Source organism: Anaeromyxobacter paludicola (assembly GCF_023169965.1).
Taxonomy (GTDB): Bacteria; Myxococcota; Myxococcia; order Myxococcales; family Anaeromyxobacteraceae; genus Anaeromyxobacter_B; species Anaeromyxobacter_B paludicola.
In genome coordinates this window covers 4,156,903-4,171,959 of sequence record NZ_AP025592.1, presented here as the reverse complement: position 1 = coordinate 4,171,959, position 15,057 = coordinate 4,156,903, and the positions used below count along the sequence as shown (strand labels likewise).

Annotated in this window: 14 protein-coding genes; all 14 read right to left on the bottom strand. The window is 71.9% G+C overall.

From position 1 onward, the window contains the following. Nucleotides 1-9: 9 nt before the first annotated feature. From AMPC_RS18600 to AMPC_RS18535, 14 genes are read right to left on the bottom strand one after another with little or no spacing between them, the layout of a single operon-like run. Complete coding sequence (locus tag AMPC_RS18600) at nucleotides 10-1,116, bottom strand: enolase C-terminal domain-like protein (RefSeq protein ID WP_248343039.1); 1,107 nt, start codon at nucleotides 1,114-1,116, stop codon at nucleotides 10-12. Next, nucleotides 1,116-2,897, bottom strand: a complete 1,782-nt coding sequence (locus AMPC_RS18595; protein ID WP_248343038.1) for a thiamine pyrophosphate-requiring protein — start codon at nucleotides 2,895-2,897, stop codon at nucleotides 1,116-1,118. Before AMPC_RS18595 ends, AMPC_RS18600 begins: the two co-directional genes overlap by 1 nt. Before the next feature lie 26 nt (nucleotides 2,898-2,923). Beyond that, nucleotides 2,924-3,316, bottom strand: coding sequence for a sensory rhodopsin transducer (locus AMPC_RS18590; RefSeq protein WP_248343037.1), 393 nt, complete (start codon nucleotides 3,314-3,316; stop codon nucleotides 2,924-2,926). A gap of 46 nt (nucleotides 3,317-3,362) precedes the next feature. Continuing rightward, the gene (locus AMPC_RS18585) at nucleotides 3,363-3,794 is read right to left on the bottom strand and encodes a cytochrome C oxidase subunit IV family protein (RefSeq protein WP_248343036.1); all 432 of its coding nucleotides are present in this window, start codon (nucleotides 3,792-3,794) and stop codon (nucleotides 3,363-3,365) included. 15 nt (nucleotides 3,795-3,809) lie between these two features. Further along, nucleotides 3,810-4,463, bottom strand: a complete 654-nt coding sequence (locus AMPC_RS18580) for a cytochrome c oxidase subunit 3 family protein (protein ID WP_248343035.1) — start codon at nucleotides 4,461-4,463, stop codon at nucleotides 3,810-3,812. Continuing rightward, nucleotides 4,456-6,114 (bottom strand): cbb3-type cytochrome c oxidase subunit I, encoded by a 1,659-nt coding sequence (locus AMPC_RS18575; RefSeq protein WP_248343034.1) that lies wholly within the window; start codon nucleotides 6,112-6,114, stop codon nucleotides 4,456-4,458. Before AMPC_RS18575 ends, AMPC_RS18580 begins: the two co-directional genes overlap by 8 nt. Beyond that, nucleotides 6,095-7,144: a cytochrome c oxidase subunit II gene (gene coxB / locus AMPC_RS18570; RefSeq protein WP_248343033.1), complete on the bottom strand. Its 1,050-nt coding sequence runs from the start codon at nucleotides 7,142-7,144 to the stop codon at nucleotides 6,095-6,097. Before coxB ends, AMPC_RS18575 begins: the two co-directional genes overlap by 20 nt. After that, entirely contained in the window at nucleotides 7,141-8,013 is an 873-nt protein-coding gene (locus AMPC_RS18565; RefSeq protein WP_248343032.1) for an SCO family protein, read from the bottom strand. Before AMPC_RS18565 ends, coxB begins: the two co-directional genes overlap by 4 nt. After that, nucleotides 8,010-8,387: a hypothetical protein gene (locus AMPC_RS18560; RefSeq protein ID WP_248343031.1), complete on the bottom strand. Its 378-nt coding sequence runs from the start codon at nucleotides 8,385-8,387 to the stop codon at nucleotides 8,010-8,012. Before AMPC_RS18560 ends, AMPC_RS18565 begins: the two co-directional genes overlap by 4 nt. After that, nucleotides 8,384-9,562 carry a hypothetical protein gene (locus tag AMPC_RS18555; RefSeq protein WP_248343030.1) on the bottom strand — a complete coding sequence of 393 codons (1,179 nt, stop codon included), beginning with the start codon at nucleotides 9,560-9,562 and terminating at the stop codon, nucleotides 8,384-8,386. The genes AMPC_RS18560 and AMPC_RS18555 overlap by 4 nt, the downstream gene beginning before the upstream one ends. Beyond that, complete coding sequence (locus AMPC_RS18550) at nucleotides 9,559-10,125, bottom strand: c-type cytochrome (protein WP_248343029.1); 567 nt, start codon at nucleotides 10,123-10,125, stop codon at nucleotides 9,559-9,561. Before AMPC_RS18550 ends, AMPC_RS18555 begins: the two co-directional genes overlap by 4 nt. Next, the gene (locus AMPC_RS18545; protein ID WP_248343028.1) at nucleotides 10,122-10,661 is read right to left on the bottom strand and encodes a DUF3341 domain-containing protein; all 540 of its coding nucleotides are present in this window, start codon (nucleotides 10,659-10,661) and stop codon (nucleotides 10,122-10,124) included. Before AMPC_RS18545 ends, AMPC_RS18550 begins: the two co-directional genes overlap by 4 nt. After that, nucleotides 10,658-12,094 (bottom strand): NrfD/PsrC family molybdoenzyme membrane anchor subunit, encoded by a 1,437-nt coding sequence (gene nrfD, locus AMPC_RS18540; protein ID WP_248343027.1) that lies wholly within the window; start codon nucleotides 12,092-12,094, stop codon nucleotides 10,658-10,660. The genes AMPC_RS18545 and nrfD overlap by 4 nt, the downstream gene beginning before the upstream one ends. Beyond that, entirely contained in the window at nucleotides 12,091-15,051 is a 2,961-nt protein-coding gene (locus AMPC_RS18535; RefSeq protein ID WP_248343026.1) for a TAT-variant-translocated molybdopterin oxidoreductase, read from the bottom strand. Before AMPC_RS18535 ends, nrfD begins: the two co-directional genes overlap by 4 nt. Nucleotides 15,052-15,057: the final 6 nt, after the last annotated feature.

The following is a 15,057-nucleotide window of genomic DNA, read 5'->3' as shown; positions in this document are numbered from 1 at the left end:
TGGTCCTTTCTAGAAGGGGGCTCGGAACCGCTCGGCGTCGGCCGCCTTGAGGGCGATCCCGAGGCCGGGGCGGGAGAGGTCGGGCGCGAGCGCGCCGTCCACGGCGCGGGCCGCGCCGTCGAGCAGCATCCCCTCGAGCCGCACGTGGTCGAAGAAGTACTCGGCGTGCACGGCGGCCCGGAGCGCGCACAGCGGCGCCACGTGGAGCGAGGGGGCGCAGTGGCTCGAGAGCGGCACGCCGAAGGCGGCGGCGAGCGCGCCCGCCTCGAGGAAGCCGGTGATGCCGGCGCAGCGGGTGGCGTCGGCCTGGAGGGCGTCCACCGCCCCGGCCTTCAGCATGCGCAGGAAGTACCAGGAGTCGTAGCCGTACTCGCCGGCGGCCACCTCCATGCCGGCCGGGGCGCGGTCGCGCAGCAGGCGCAGCCCCTCGAGGTCGTCGGAGCTGACGGGCTCCTCGAACCAGGAGACGCCCTCGGCGGCGAAGCGCTCGGCGAGCCGCAGCGCCTGCTTGCGCCGGTAGGCGCCGTTGGCGTCCACGAAGAGCGCCACCTCGGGCCCCACCGCCTCGCGCGCCGCCCGCACCCGCGCCGGATCGGCCGCCGGGTCGCGCCCCACCTTCATCTTCACCCGCCGCAGCCCCTCGGCGGCCCAGCCCCCGAGCTGCTCCCGGAGCTCGGCCTCGCCGTAGGAGGTGAAGCCGCCGCTGCCGTAGGCCGGGATGGCGGGCCGGACCATCCCGAGCAGGCGCGCCAGCGGCAGCCCGAGGAGCTTCGCCTTCAGATCCCAGAGCGCCGCGTCCACCGCCGAGATGGCCATCGACGAGACGCCCGGCCGGCCCAGGTTGCGGATGGCGCGGACCATCGCCGCCCAGGCGCCGGGGACGTCGAGGGCGTCGCGCCCGGCGACGAGGGGCGCGAGGAGGTCGTGGACGAGCCGCGCCGTGGCGGTGTCGGCGTAGGAGTAGCCGGCGCCAAGCTCCCCTCCCCCGCGCGCCTCGACCCAGACCAGCGTGGTCGCCTTCCACTCGAGCGTGCCGTCCGACTCCGGGGTGCGGGTGGGCACGGTGAAGGCCGAGACCTCCACCCCCTCCACCCGCGCCGCCGTCCCCCCCGGCATCACGCCGTCCAGCTCTTCAGCATGTCCTTCCAGGCCTGCCGGATGAAGGCCGCCCGGTCGGGATCGCCCCGGGCGATGGCGCCCATGAACCCCTTCATCTGCTCGAAGGTGATGTGGGGCGGGAGCGGCGGCACCTCGGGATCGGTGATCGCCTCGACCACGCAGGGCCGGTCGGCGGCGAGCGCCTGGTCCCAGACCCGCCCCACGTCGTCCGCCGTCTCCATCCGCAGCCCGGCGAGCCCGATCGACTCGGCGTAGCGCGCGTAGGGGAAGTCGGGCAGGTCCTGCGAGGCCTGGAACTTGGGATCGCCCTCCATGACCCGCTGCTCCCAGGTCACCTGGTTGAGGTCGCGGTTGTTGAGGACCAGGACCACCAGCCGGGGGTCGCGCCACTCCTTCCAGTACTTGGAGATGGTGATGAGCTCCTCGTTGCCGTTCATCTGCATGGCGCCGTCGCCCACCAGCGCGAGGACCGGCCGGTCGGGGAAGGCGAACTTGGCGCCGATGGCGTACGGCACGCCCGGGCCCATGGTGGCGAGGTTGCCGGAGAGCGAGGCCATCATGCCCCGCTGGATCCGGACGTCGCGGGCGTACCAGTTGGCCGACGAGCCGGAGTCGGCCGAGAGGATGGCGTTCGCCGGCAGGCGGCGCGAGAGCTCCCAGTAGACCCGCTGCGGGTTGATGGGGTGGGCCGGGTTCATGGCCCGGGCCTCGAGCACCTTCCACCAGCGCGCCACCTCCCGCTCGATCTTCGCGCGCCAGGAGCGGTCCTCCTTGCGCCGCAGGAGCGGCAGGAGCGCCCGGAGCGTCTCGGCGCTGTCGCCGGCCAGGTTCACCTCCATCGGGTAGCGGATGGAGAGCATCCGGCCGTCGAGGTCCACCTGGACGCCGCGCGCCTGCCCCTCGGGCGGCAGGAACTCGGAGTACGGGAAGGAGGAGCCGACCATGAGCAGCGTGTCGCACTCCATCATCAGGTCCCAGGACGGCTTGGTCCCGAGGAGCCCGATGGCGCCCGTCACCCAGGGCAGATCGTCGGGCAGCGCCGCCTTGCCGAGGAGCGCCTTGGCGACGCCCGCGCCGAGCACGTCGGCCACCGCCGTGACCTCGTCGCTGGCCCGGAGCGCGCCCGCCCCCACCAGCATCGCCACCCGCTGGCCGGCGTTGAGCACCTCGGCCGCCCGGCGCAGGTCCTCCTCCCGCGGCACGACCCGCGGCGCCGACCAGCCCTGGCCGATGCCGGTGTGGACGGTGCCGTGCTTCTCCGGCGGCGGCTTCACCGGCAGCTCCTGCACGTCGTTCGGCAGGATGATGCAGGTGACGGTCCGCTCGGCGAGCGCGATGCGGACCGCCCGGTCCACGAGCTGCCGCGCCTGCTCCGGGACGTGCATCTGCTGCACGTACTCCTTGGCCACGTCCTTGAAGAGCGAGAGGAGGTCCACCTCCTGCTGGTAGTCGCCCCCGAGCGCCGTGCGCGCCGACTGGCCGACGATGGCCACCACCGGCTGGTGGTCGAGCTTGGCGTCGTAGAGGCCGTTCAGGAGGTGGATGGCCCCGGGGCCGCTGGTGGCGAGGCAGACCCCCACCTCGCCGGTGAACTTGGCGTGGGCGCAGGCCATGAAGGCCGCCATCTCCTCGTGCCGGACCTGCACGAAGTCGAGCTCCGGGACCTTGCGGAAGGCGCCGAGCACGCCGTTGATGCCGTCGCCCGGGTAGCCGTAGATGCGCCGGACGCCCCAGGCCCGCAGCCGCCCGAGGATGAACTCGCCCACCGTCGCCGCCATGTCCCCTCCTCCGCCGCGAGGCGGCGTCACTCCGCGAACGCGACCGTGCTGAGCAGCGCCGACTCGGCCTGCCGGGCGTCCAGCCGCGTGTGCTGCACGACGATCGGGACGTCCGACTCGAGGACGCTCGCGTAGTCGGCGCCCCTCGGCACCGGCGCCGGCGACGCGAGGTCGTTGAAGCGCAGGTGCAGCGTGCGCCGCGCCGGCACCGTCACGAGGTACGGGCCGGCCGGCTCGCGGTCCGGGAAGTAGATCGTGATCCGGACGTGGGCGTCGGACGCGCCGGCGTTCAGCAGGCAGGCGGTCTCGTGGCTCTCGAAGGCCCGCCCCACCTTGCCGCTCGAGAAGGGCGGGATGTACCCCTCGGCGATGGCCCAGCGGCGGCGCCCGATCGCGCCCGCGTCCTCGCCGTCCCCCATGCCTGGAAGGTGGGGACGCGGGCGCGGCAGGTCAACGGAAGGTTGCTCAGTGCTCGGCGGCGGGGCGGCCGATGGCGCCGGGGCGCCCCTGGCCCCGCTCGCCCTCCTGCACGTGGGGCTCCTCGCCCGGCGGCTGGAAGCGGAGGGTCTGCTCGTGCGGCGGGTTGGTGAGCGGGAAGCGGGTGGCGTTGTCGAGCACGGTGAGGCCGATGAGGAGCGCCACGAACGCGAGCGAGGTGACGAAGACCAGCCGGTTCGCCCCGGGTTGATCCCACAGGTGCATGAAGAAGAGCGCCACCAGCGTCGCCTTCCCGCCCGCGATGGCCATCGCCACCAGCAGGTGCCACGGCGGGCCGAGCGCCAGCCGCGAGGTCAGGAAGGTGGCGACGGTGAGCACGCAGAGCGCCACCCAGACCGCGACGTAGCGCCCGGTGCCGTGGTGCTCCTCGAACCCTGCCGCGTTCTCGCCGTGGGCCATGCCGGGTCGCTCCGATCAGATGAGGTAGAGCAGCGGGTAGAGGAAGATCCAGATGAGGTCCACGAGGTGCCAGTAGAGGCCGGCGAGCTCGATGGGCGCGAAGTGCACCGGCCCGAACTCCTCCCGCCAGGCCCGCACCGCCATGATCGCGAGCACCGTCATGCCCACCACCACGTGCGCGCCGTGCAGGCCGGTCATGATGAAGTAGAGGGTGAAGAACATGCTCGCGCCGGGGCCCTGCACCTCGGCGAAGTGGTAGAACTTCCCGGGCAGCTGCCCCTCGTGGAAGTGGTTCGTGTACTCGATGGCCTTGATGCCGAGGAACACGAAGCCGAGGGCGAGCGAGACCGCGAGCAGCGCCGCCGCGAGCTTGCCCCGCCCCTCCTTGGCGAAGTGGTAGCCGAGCGCCACCGTCAGCGACGAGGTGATGAGGACGAAGGTGTTGGTGGTGCCGGCCCAGAGCTCCACGCCCTTGCGGCTCGCCTCCTCGAACACGGTCGGGTAGAGGAACCGGTACACCGCGTAGGCGGTGAAGAGGCCGGTGAAGAGCAGCACCTCGCTCACCAGGAAGAGCCACATCCCGAGGCGCGCGGCCTCGGTCTGCTGCCTCATCGAGACGAAGTGGTGCGCGAGCGGCGGCTCGATCGCGGGCGTGGTGGCCTCAGGCATGCTGCGCCTCCGGCGGCGGCGTGGGGCTGGGCTCCTCGCCCGGGCCCCGGTCCTGGTAGTCGTGCGGCCCGTGCGTGAACACCGGCGGCACCGGGAAGTTGAGCGCGGACGGCGGCGACGGCGTGTTCCACTCGAAGCCGCGCGAGCCCCACGGGTTCGCGCCCGCCACCCGGCCGTACTTGAGCGAGAGGAGCAGGTAGACGAGGACCAGCAGGAAGCCGAAGCCGAGCAGCGAGGCCCCGGCGGTGGAGGCCACGTTGAGCGGCCAGAACTGCGCCGGGTACGAGTAGTAGCGCCGCGGCATCCCCATGTTGCCGAGCAGGAACTGCGGGATGAAGGTGGCGTTGAAGCCGAAGATGATGGTGCAGGCCGCCACCAGCGCCCAGCCCTCCGAGTACATCCGCCCGAACATCTTCGGCCACCAGTAGTGGATGCCGGCCAGGAAGGCCATGATGGTGCCGCCCACCATGATGAAGTGGAAGTGGGCCACCACGAAGTAGGTGTCCTGCCAGTGCACGTCGAGCGAGACGGTGGCGAGCGCCACCCCGGTCATCCCGCCGAACACCAGGAAGAACAGGAAGCCGCAGACGTAGGCGAAGGGGGCGGTGAACTTGATGGCGCCCTTGTACAGGGTGGCCGTCCAGTTGAAGACCTTGATGGCCGTGAAGATGCCCACGAACATCGAGAGCACGCCGAATATGCCGGCGTCGAAGGCCGACTGCCCCGAGGTGAAGAGGTGGTGGCCCCAGGTGAAGAAGCCGACGAAGGCGATGCCGAGCGAGCTGTAGGCGACCGCCTTGTAGCCGAACATGTTCTTGCGGGCGAAGGCGCAGACCACCTCGCTGATCACCGCCATCGCCGGCAGGACCATGATGTAGACCGCCGGGTGCGAGTAGAACCAGAAGAGGTGCTGCAGCAGGATCGGGTCGCCGCCGCGCGCCGGGTCGAAGATCCCGAAGCCGAACGAGTGCTCGATGGCGACGAGGAGCAGCACCATGCCGAGCACCGGCGTGGCGAGCACCTGGATGATGCTGGTCGCGTAGATCGACCAGACGAAGAGCGGCATCCGGTCCCAGGTGAGCCCGGGCCCGCGCATGGTGTGCGTGGTGACGATGAAGTTGATGCCGGTGACGATCGACGAGAAGCCGATGACGAAGGCGCCGAGCAGGATGGGCACCACCTTGGTGGTGGTGGTGGTGCTGTAGGGCGCGTAGAAGGTCCAGCCGGTGTCGGCGCCGCCCTGGATCATGCCCCACACCGCGATGGTGGCGCCGACGAGGTACAGGTAGACCGAGAGCAGGTTGAGCCGGGGGAAGGCCACGTCCTGCGCGCCGAGCATGAGCGGCAGGAAGAAGTTCCCGAAGATGCCGGGGATGGCCGGCACCATGAAGAGGAAGATCATGACCACGCCGTGCAGCGTGAACATGCGGTTGTAGGTCATGGCGCTCATGATCGTGGGACCGGGCGTGAGCAGCTCGATCCGGATGAGCATGGCGAAGAGGCCGCCGAGCGCGAAGGCGCTCGTGGTGAGCACGAGGTACATCACGCCGATCCGCTTGTGGTCCCGGGTGAAGAGCCAGGAGCGGACGCCGCCCTCGGCGTCCAGGTAGTTCGGCGTGTTGTAGACGACGCTATTTGCGGATGGGTTCATAGACCGGGCCCTTCGACGGCTCCACCCTCACGGCGTCCGTCCGCAGCGACTTGATGAACTCGACGATGGCGGCGATCTCCGGCGCCGGGATCTTCCCCTGGTACGTCGGCATCACCGCCTGGTACCCGGCCACGATCTTGGCGCGGGGATCCATCATCGACTCGGTGAGGTAGCCCTCGTCGGCGACCACCTCCTTGCCGCCCTCGAGCCGCTCGGTCTTCTTGTAGAGGTCGAGCCAGGTCGGGCCGATGTGCCGGGTGCCGTCCACGCTGTGGCACTTGAGGCAGCCGTACTCGGCGGCGAGGCGCCGCCCCTGCTCCGGCAGGCTCTGCCGGGGATCGGTCCGGTCCTCCTCGGTCATGGCGGCGTCCTGCGCCGGCGAGCCGGAGCGCCGGGCGTCGGCGAGCCAGGCGTCGAACTCGGCCGGCGGCATGACCACGATCTCGCCGAGCATGGCCGAGTGGCCCATGCCGCAGTACTCGGCGCAGAAGAGCTCGTAGCGGCCGGGCTTGTCGGCGTTGAACCAGGTCTGCGAGTACCGGCCCGGGAGCACGTCCTGCTTCAGCCGGAGCGCCGGCACGAAGAAGGAGTGGATCACGTCGCGGCTCGTCATGAGGAGCCGCACCGGGCGCCCGGCCGGCACGTGCAGCACGTCGATGCCGTTCGGCCCGCCGGCGTAGGAGAACTTCCACATCCACTTCTTGGCCTGGACGTAGACGTCCATCGAGTCCTTGGGCGGCGTCTGCAGCCGCACGAACTGCGGGAAGCCGATGGCGAACCAGAGCAGGAAGAAGGAGAGCGGCACGCCGATGAAGAGCACCTCGTGGATGGGCTTGGGGTTCACCACCGGGGTGGTCTGCGACTCGGAGCGGCGGCGGTACCGCACGAAGAAGCCGAGCGCGGTGATCGCCACGCCGAAGGCGGCGATCATGGTGGTGGTGATGACGAAGTAGTGCAGGTGGTCCACGTCGCGGGCGTACTGGGACGCCTGCTCGGGGAGGAACAGCATCCGGCGCATGAGCTCGTTCACGCGTGCCTCCCGTGGAGCTTCCGGGCCTCGCGCCGCCAGAAGACGGCGAGCGTGGTCGCGAGCGCGGCGAAGACGAGCAGGCCGCCGGCGCGGATGAAGCCGAACACGTAGGGGGTGTACCGCCGCCCGGTGGCGTCGTAGCGGTAGCAGGTGAGCAGCACCTTGTCGAAGCTCGTCCCCACCCGGCCGCCGCCCGCCTCGACCAGCGCCAGCCGGAGGTCGCGCGGCGGGAAGTCGATGCCGTACAGGTAGCGCGACACCTTGCCCTCCGGCGTCAGCACGAAGATGGCGGCGGCGTGCGCGAACTGCTTCGTCGCGGCGTCGTACTTGTAGTGGAAGCCGACCGCGTCGGCGAGGACCCGGATGTCCGGCTCCTGGCCGGTGAGGAAGGCCCAGCTCGCGCGGGCGTCGGGCTTGCCGGTCGCCTGGAGGTACCCGGACTGCCGCTCCGCGGCGAGCGCGGGCCCCTCGCGCGGATCGAAGCTCACCGTGACCGCGTCGAAGTCCTTGCCGAGCTCGAGGCCGGTCTGGCGCATCGCCCGCGCCTGGCCGCCCAGCACCAGCCCGCAGAGCATGGGGCAGTTGTAGTAGACGAGCGTGAGGATCACCGGGCGCCCGCGGCCGAGCAGGTCGCCGAGCCGGAGCGGGCGGCCGTCGGCGGCGACGAAGCGGGCGTCGAGCGGGACGCTGGCGCCGAGCCGCTCCTCCACCTCCACGCCGCGCAGGATGTCGGGGGTGGCGGCGTCGGCGGCGTCGTCGGCCTCGGTGGGGTCCTTGGCGGCCGACGCCCGCGCCGGGAGCGCCAGGGCGGCCACGAGCGCCGCCGCGGCGAGCCGGCCGGCGAGGCCGGGCGGGAGCCGGGCGGTCACGGGCGCTCTCCCTTCACGAGCCGGTCGATGGCCTCGTCGATGGGGATGTGGATCACGCCCTTCTCCTTGTCGATCCAGCCGTAGCCGGCGAGCTGGGCGCGCTGCTTGCGGAGCAGCTCCCTGGCCCGGGTCTGCTTGTCGAAGAGCTGCTGCTCGACCATGCCGATCTTGGGCTTGCCGAGCTCCGACGGGTACGGCGGCGGTCCGCCCGGGTTGAGCTGATCGCGCCGCGTCTGGAGGATGCGCGCCGCCGCCAGCGAGGCGAGCAGGAACACCAGCATGGCCGCGAACCCGACGACCACGAGCTTGCCGGTGGAGATGACGTCGGGCTCGACCGCGGTCGGACGCCCTTCGCTGTGCGAGTGCTCGGTCATTGCGGATCGTACCTCAGCGATTCCTCGAGGTAGGGGTCGCCCACCGGGACGGCGCTGCGGCCCCGCAGGCGCCAGACGGTGAAGGCCACCGCCGCCGCCCCGACGCCGACGAGGGCGGTGAGATCGGTGAAGTGCGGGTGCGGCGCCTCCGGCGAGAGGTGCGGCATCACCACCCAGTAGACGTCGACGAAGTGGGCCACCAGGATCCAGCCCGCCACCCACTGCAGCCGCTCCGGCTCGCGCTTGATCTGGCGCGAGAGCAGGACGAAGAACGGCACCACGAAGTGGAAGAGCGCGAGGAAGACGCCGACCGGCATCCAGCCCCCGCGGTTGCGGATGGCGTACCAGGGCACCTCCTCCGGGATGTTGGCGATCCAGATGAGGAGGAACTGCGAGAAGGCGATGTAGGCCCAGAAGGCGACGAAGGCGAGGAGGAGCTTCCCCAGGCTGTGGAAGTGGGCCAGCGTGAGCGCGCCGCCGAAGACGCCCTCGCGCCGCCCCCACGCGGCGGCGATGATGAGCACCGCGATGGCCGACACGAAGCTGCCGGCGAAGTAGTAGACGCCGAAGATGGTCGAATAGAACTGCGGCGTCAGGCTCATCCACCAGTCGAAGGCGGCGAAGGTGAGCGTGAGCGCGAGCAGCGGCAGGCCGCCGGCGCCGAGCCGGTGGGCCTTGAGGGTGAGGCCCGGCGCCCCGCTCTCGTCCTGCGCCACCGACCAGCGGTGGAAGGCGTGCGAGAAGCCGATCCAGACGGCGAAGTAGAAGGCCGCCCGGACCACGAAGAAGGGCACGTTGAGCCAGGCCTTGCGGTGCTCCATGGCCCGGGCCGCCTCGCCGGCCAGCTCCTGGTGGCCGGCCCAGGGGAAGAGCTGCTTCGCGCCGAGGAGCAGCGGGACGAAGAGGACGAGGAAGAGCGCGCTCGAGAGCGGGATCACCTCCAGCATCCGGCGGACCGCCACCGGCCAGCGGGCGTTCGCGGCGTGGAGGGCCATGAGCAGGATGAGGGCCGCCACCGCGATGCCGACCCAGTAGGTGAAGGCGACGAGGTAGGCCCAGAGGGCGCGGCGGGGGTCGAAGGCGGCCCCGAGCGCGGTGAGCGCCAGCCCGGCCACCGCCACCGCGCCGGCCACGGCCATGAGCCGGCTGCCGCCCTGGAACGGGGTGATCTTCATCGGGGCTCCTCCTGCACCTTGCTCCGCTGCTCCGCCGGGAGCTGGTCGATGCGGGCGTTCTGCGAGAGCTGGAGCGCGCGCACGTAGGCCACCACCGCCCAGCGCTCCTCGACCGACAGCTCCGCCGCGTACGAGGGCATCACGCCGAAGCCGTTGGTGACCACCTGGTAGAAGTAGCCGTCCGGGAAGCTGCGCTTGAGGTGGATCGAGGGCGGCGGGCGGAGCGCCATGTTCTTCGCCACCATGCTGTCGCCGTCGCCGGTGAGGCCGTGGCAGATGGCGCAGGTCTGGTCGAACTTGCGCCGGCCCAGCTCCACCAGGTCGCGGGAGAGCGCCACCGGGGCCACCGGCAGGAGCTTGCCGTCGGGGCCGATGCCGGTCGCGAGCGCGGGCTCGATCGCGCCCGAGGACGGGACGGTGCCGGGCGGCGGCGCCAGCATCGACACGCCGTCGGGGAAGAAGGTGGTGCCGCGGTACGGCTTGTACTTCTGCTGCCACATCATCGGGTCGAAGACCTGGCAGGCGCAGAGGCCCACGAGGGCGAGGGGGACGAGGCGCCTCATGGCTGGCCCTCCACCACCTGGACCACGCTCGCCCCGGCCCGGCGCAGCTCCTCCTCGAGCGGGGCCGGGTCGGCCGTCTCGACGGAGAGCCAGAACTTGTCCACCGAGGCGGAGCGGAAGGCGTCCGCCTCGAAGACCGGGTGGTGCAGGCGGGGCAGCCGGAAGAGCAGGATGCAGCCCACGAAGATGGAGAGCGACGCGAAGAGGACGCCGAGCTCGAACATGACGGGGACGAAGGCGGGGATGGCGTTGAACGGGCGGCCGGCCACGTTGATCCGGTAGTCCACCGCGTTCATCCACCAGGCCATGAGGTAGGCGGTGACCACCCCGGTGAGCCCGCCGCAGAGCGCGATGAGCGGCACCCGGGAGTGCGGGATCCCGAGCGCCTCGTCGGCGCCGTGGACCGGGTACGGCATGTGGGCGTCGAGCGCGGTGTGGCCGGCGGCGCGCACCTTGCGGGCGGCGGCGAAGAGCGCCTCCGGCTCGGCGAACTCGGCCAGCACGAAGCTGCGGACGAGCGGGTCGGCGTGGCTCATGAGTCGCTCTCCTCCTCCGCGAGCGGGACGCCCACGGCGTCGTGGCCGGCCTGCGGCCCGTGGGCCGCGAGCTCGTGCCGCAGCTCCTTCACCTCGGTGACGGCGACCGCCGGCAGGAAGCGCAGGAAGAGCAGGAACAGCAGCGAGAAGAACCCGACGGTGCCGGCGAGGATGCTCCAGTCCACCCAGGTCGGCGTGTAGATGGCCCAGGAGGACGGCAGGAAGTCGCGGTGGAGCGAGGTGACGATGATGATGAACCGCTCGCACCACATCCCCACGTTGACGAGGATGGAGGCGATCCAGGTGACGACGAGGCTGGTGCGCGCCTGCTTGAACCAGAAGATCTGGGGGAGGCAGACGTTGCAGAAGATCATGAGCCAGTAGACCGGCGCGTACGGCCCCCTGGCCCGGTTGATGAAGACGAACTGCTCGTAGGGGTTGCCGGAGTACCAGGCGATGAAGTGCTCCATGAGGTAGCCGTAGGCCACCATCAGCCCGGTCACGAGGAGCACCTTGTTCATGGTCTCGATGTGACGCATCGTGATGACGCGCTCGAGCCCGAGCAGCCGCCGCGCCGGGATGATGAGCGTGAGCACCATGGCGAAGCCGGAGAAGACGGCGCCGGCGACGAAGTACGGCGGGAAGATGGTGGTGTGCCAGCCGGGCAGCTGGGCCACGGCGAAGTCGAAGCTCACGATGGTGTGCACCGAGAGCACGAGCGGGGTCGCGAGGCCGGCCAGCAGCAGGTAGGCGATGCGGTAGTGGCGCCAGGCCCGCGCCGACCCGCGCCAGCCCAGGGCGAACACGCCGTACACCCGGCGGCGCCACTCGCCCTTCGAGGTGTCGCGGAGCGCCGCGAGGTCGGGGATGAGCCCGAGGTACCAGAAGAGCAGCGAGACGGTGAAGTAGGTGGAGACCGCGAAGACGTCCCAGATGAGCGGGCTCTTGAAGTTGGGCCACACGGCCATGGTGGACGGGTACGGGAAGAGCCAGTACGCGAACCAGGGCCGGCCGACGTGCAGGAGCGGGAAGAGCCCGGCCTGCATGACCGCGAAGAGCGTCATCGCCTCGGCGAAGCGGTTGATGCTGGTGCGCCACTTCTGCTGGAAGAGGAGGAGGATGGCGCTGATGAGCGTGCCGGCGTGGCCGATGCCGATCCACCAGACGAAGTTGATGATGCCGAAGCCCCAGGCGACCGGGATGTTGTTGCCCCAGGCGCCGATGCCCACCATCAGCGTGACCGTGATCCCGACGAGCAGGAGGCTGGTGCCGCCGGCGGCGAGCAGGAAGAGCAGGATCCAGCCGCGCCGGGGCCGGTAGACGTGCCCGAGCAGCTCCTCGCTCAGCTCGGCGTCGGTCGGCGCGCCGAGGATGAGGGGCCCGGGCTCGAGGGGGTTCCGCGCGGGCGCGGCGGTGCGGATTTCGACGCTCATGCGAGGTCCGGGTTCGGATTGCGGAGGCGGGCGAGGTAGGTGGTGCGGGGCCGCGTGCCGAGCTCGTGGAGCAGGTCGTAGCGGCGCTCGTCCTGGTGGAGCCGCGTCACCCGCGCCTGCGGGTCGTTGAGGTTCCCGAAGACGATCGCCTCGGCCGGGCACGCCTGCTGGCAGGCGCTCTTCAGGTCCTGCTCGCGGATGAGCCGGCCGGCGACGCGCGCCTCGATGCGGGCCCGCTCGATGCGCTGCACGCAGTAGGTGCACTTCTCCATGACGCCCCGGGTCCGCACGGTGACCTCGGGGTTCATGAGCATCTTCTCGGTGGGCGCCATCTCCCCGCGGTAGTCGAGGAAGTTGAAGCGCCGCACCTTGTACGGGCAGTTGTTGGAGCAGTACCGGGTGCCGACGCACCGGTTGTAGACCATCTCGTTCAGCCCCTCGTCGGAGTGGACGGTGGCGTTCACCGGGCAGACGTACTCGCAGGGCGCCTTCTCGCAGTGGACGCAGGCCACCGGCTGGAGCGCCACCTCCGGCTCCGCGGCGGTGCCCTGGTAGTAGCGGTCGATGCGCAGCCACTGCATCTCGCGCCGCCGCTCCACCTGCTCCTTGCCGACCACCGGGATGTTGTTCTCCGACTGGCAGGCCACCACGCAGGCGCTGCAGCCGGTGCAGCGGGAGAGGTCCACCGCCATGCCCCACCGGTACTGCTCCTGCTCGTAGGCGTGCATCTGCGGCATGAGGCTCGCCGGCTCGCCGCGGTGCTCCTCGAGCTCGCCCTTCTCGTGCTCCCAGCCGGCGGCGGTGAAGTCGAGCGCCAGCGGCCGCCCCTCCATGCTGTCGTGGGTCTGCGTCACCGCGAAGGCGTGGCGCTTGCCGAGCTTGCGCAAGGCCGCGCCGGCGGCGAACCAGGGGGCGTCGCCGCGGCGCAGCCGCCCGGCGTCGAAGCCGACGTTCCTCGACACCGGCCCGCCGGCGCGCCGCCCGTAGCCGAGCGGCAGCGTGAGCGCGTCGTCGGCGTGGCCGGGCTGCACCCAGACCGGCGCGGTGAGGCTGCGGCCGGCGAGCTGCAGCTCGACGAGGTCGCCGTTGACGAGCCCGAGCCGCCCCGCCGTCGCGGGCGAGAGGTAGGCCGCGTTGTCCCAGGTCATCTTGCTGACCGGGTGCGGCAGCTCCTGCAGCCAGGCGTTGGGCGCGAACCGCCCGTCGAGGGTCTTGTAGTCGGGGACGAAGCTCACCTCGAGGCCGCCGGCGCCGGCCGGCTTCAGGTCGCGCAGCGCCTGGGCCACCGCCGCCGACTGCACCGCCGGCGCCTCGGCCGGCTCCGCCGTGCCCGGGACGACGCCGGCCGCGAGCCAGCGCTCGAACTCGGCGTCGAAGGCGGCCCCGCCCCGCCGCTCGCGCCAGAGGTCCTGCAGGAGCCGGCGCGGCCCGAGGTCGGCCTGGTCGAGGAAGGCGGCGAGGAGCTCCACCTCGCCCATGCTCTCGAAGAGCGGGGCGATGAGCGGCTGCGCCAGCGCCACGGTCCCGTCGGGCCCGCGGGCGTCGCCCCACTGCTCGTAGGGGTGGCTCGCCGCCAGCATCCAGCCGCAGGCGTCGGCGGTCTCGTCGTCGTGGAGCGTGAAGTAGATCGCGTTCGGGACCTGCTCGAGCAGCGGCGCGAGGCCCAGGTCGGCGGGCGCGGTGTAGACCGGGTTCGCCGCCGTGACCACCAGCGTGTCCACCTGGCCGGCGCGGAGCTCGGCGGCGAGCGCGGCGAGGCCGGCCGGGCCGGTGGCGGCGTCGTTCAGCACCGGCTTGCGGTAGCGGACGGTGGCGCCGGCGTTGCCGAGGGCGGCGTTGAGGGCGTGGGCGAGCGCGTGCACCGCGGCCGGCTGGCGCGGGCCGCAGAGCACCAGGGAGCGGCCGCGGGCGCGGGCGAGGTCGTCGGCCACCACGTCGGCCCGCGGGTTCGGGGCGGCGCCCTCCCCGAGCGGCGCCAGCGCGGCGAGGCCGTGCTTCGCGGCGAGCCGGGCGGCCACCGCGCGGGCGAACCCCGCCACCTCGGCGGCGCGGGTCCGCAGGTGGTGGTCGGCGTTCATGCCGGTCACCGAGAGCCCGGGCTCCACCTGGTAGAGCCGGTTGAGCTGGCCGGGGACCCGGCGCGACGACCACTCGCGCATGAGCCGGAGCTGGTCGGGGCCGAGGCCGAGGAAGTCGGCGTCGAGCGAGAGGATCACGTCGGCGGGGCCGAGCGCGGGGCGGGCCTCGAGCGGCGCGCCGAAGGCGATCCGGCCGCCGTCGCGGGCGGCGTCGTCGGAGAGCGGGTCCCAGGCGGTGAAGCGGGCCTTGGGGAACCGCGCCAGGATGCGCCGGCGGAGGTCGGCGAGCAGCGGCGAGCTCGAGGGGTCGGCGAGGAACCGGAGCCGCGCGCCGCCGTCCTTCTCGTGCGACCTCGCGAGCGTCGAGAGCTCGAGGAGCGCCGCCCGGTACGAGAGCTGCCGCCCCTTCTTCTGGAAGCCGCGGGCGCGCGACGGGTCGTAGAGGTCGAGCAGCATCGCCTGCTGGAACGGGCCGACGCCGCCCAGGCTGGCCGGGTGGTTGGGGTTCCCCTCCACCTTGGTCGGCCGCCCCTCGTTGCTGCGGACGAGGAGGCCGGTGGCGTAGCCGGAGAGCGTGGCCGCGGTGGCGTAGTGGACCGCCTGGCCGGGGACGAGCCCCACCGGCTGCCGGACGAAGGGGTAGATCTTCTCGCGCGGCGGCGAGCAGGCCTCGAGCCCCGCGAACGCCAGCGTCGCGCCGAGGAGCTGCATGAAGCTGCGGCGCGAGAGCGCGTCGGGCGGGCCGTCGGCGCCGGGCGCGAACTCGGGGGAGCGCGCCTCGGAGCGGCCCTGCGCGAGCTCCTCCAGGCTTCGCCAGAGCGGGCGGTGGTTCGGCTTCGTCGGCGGCTCGGCCGCCTGTCCGTAGATGGGCAGTCCCATGGTCGC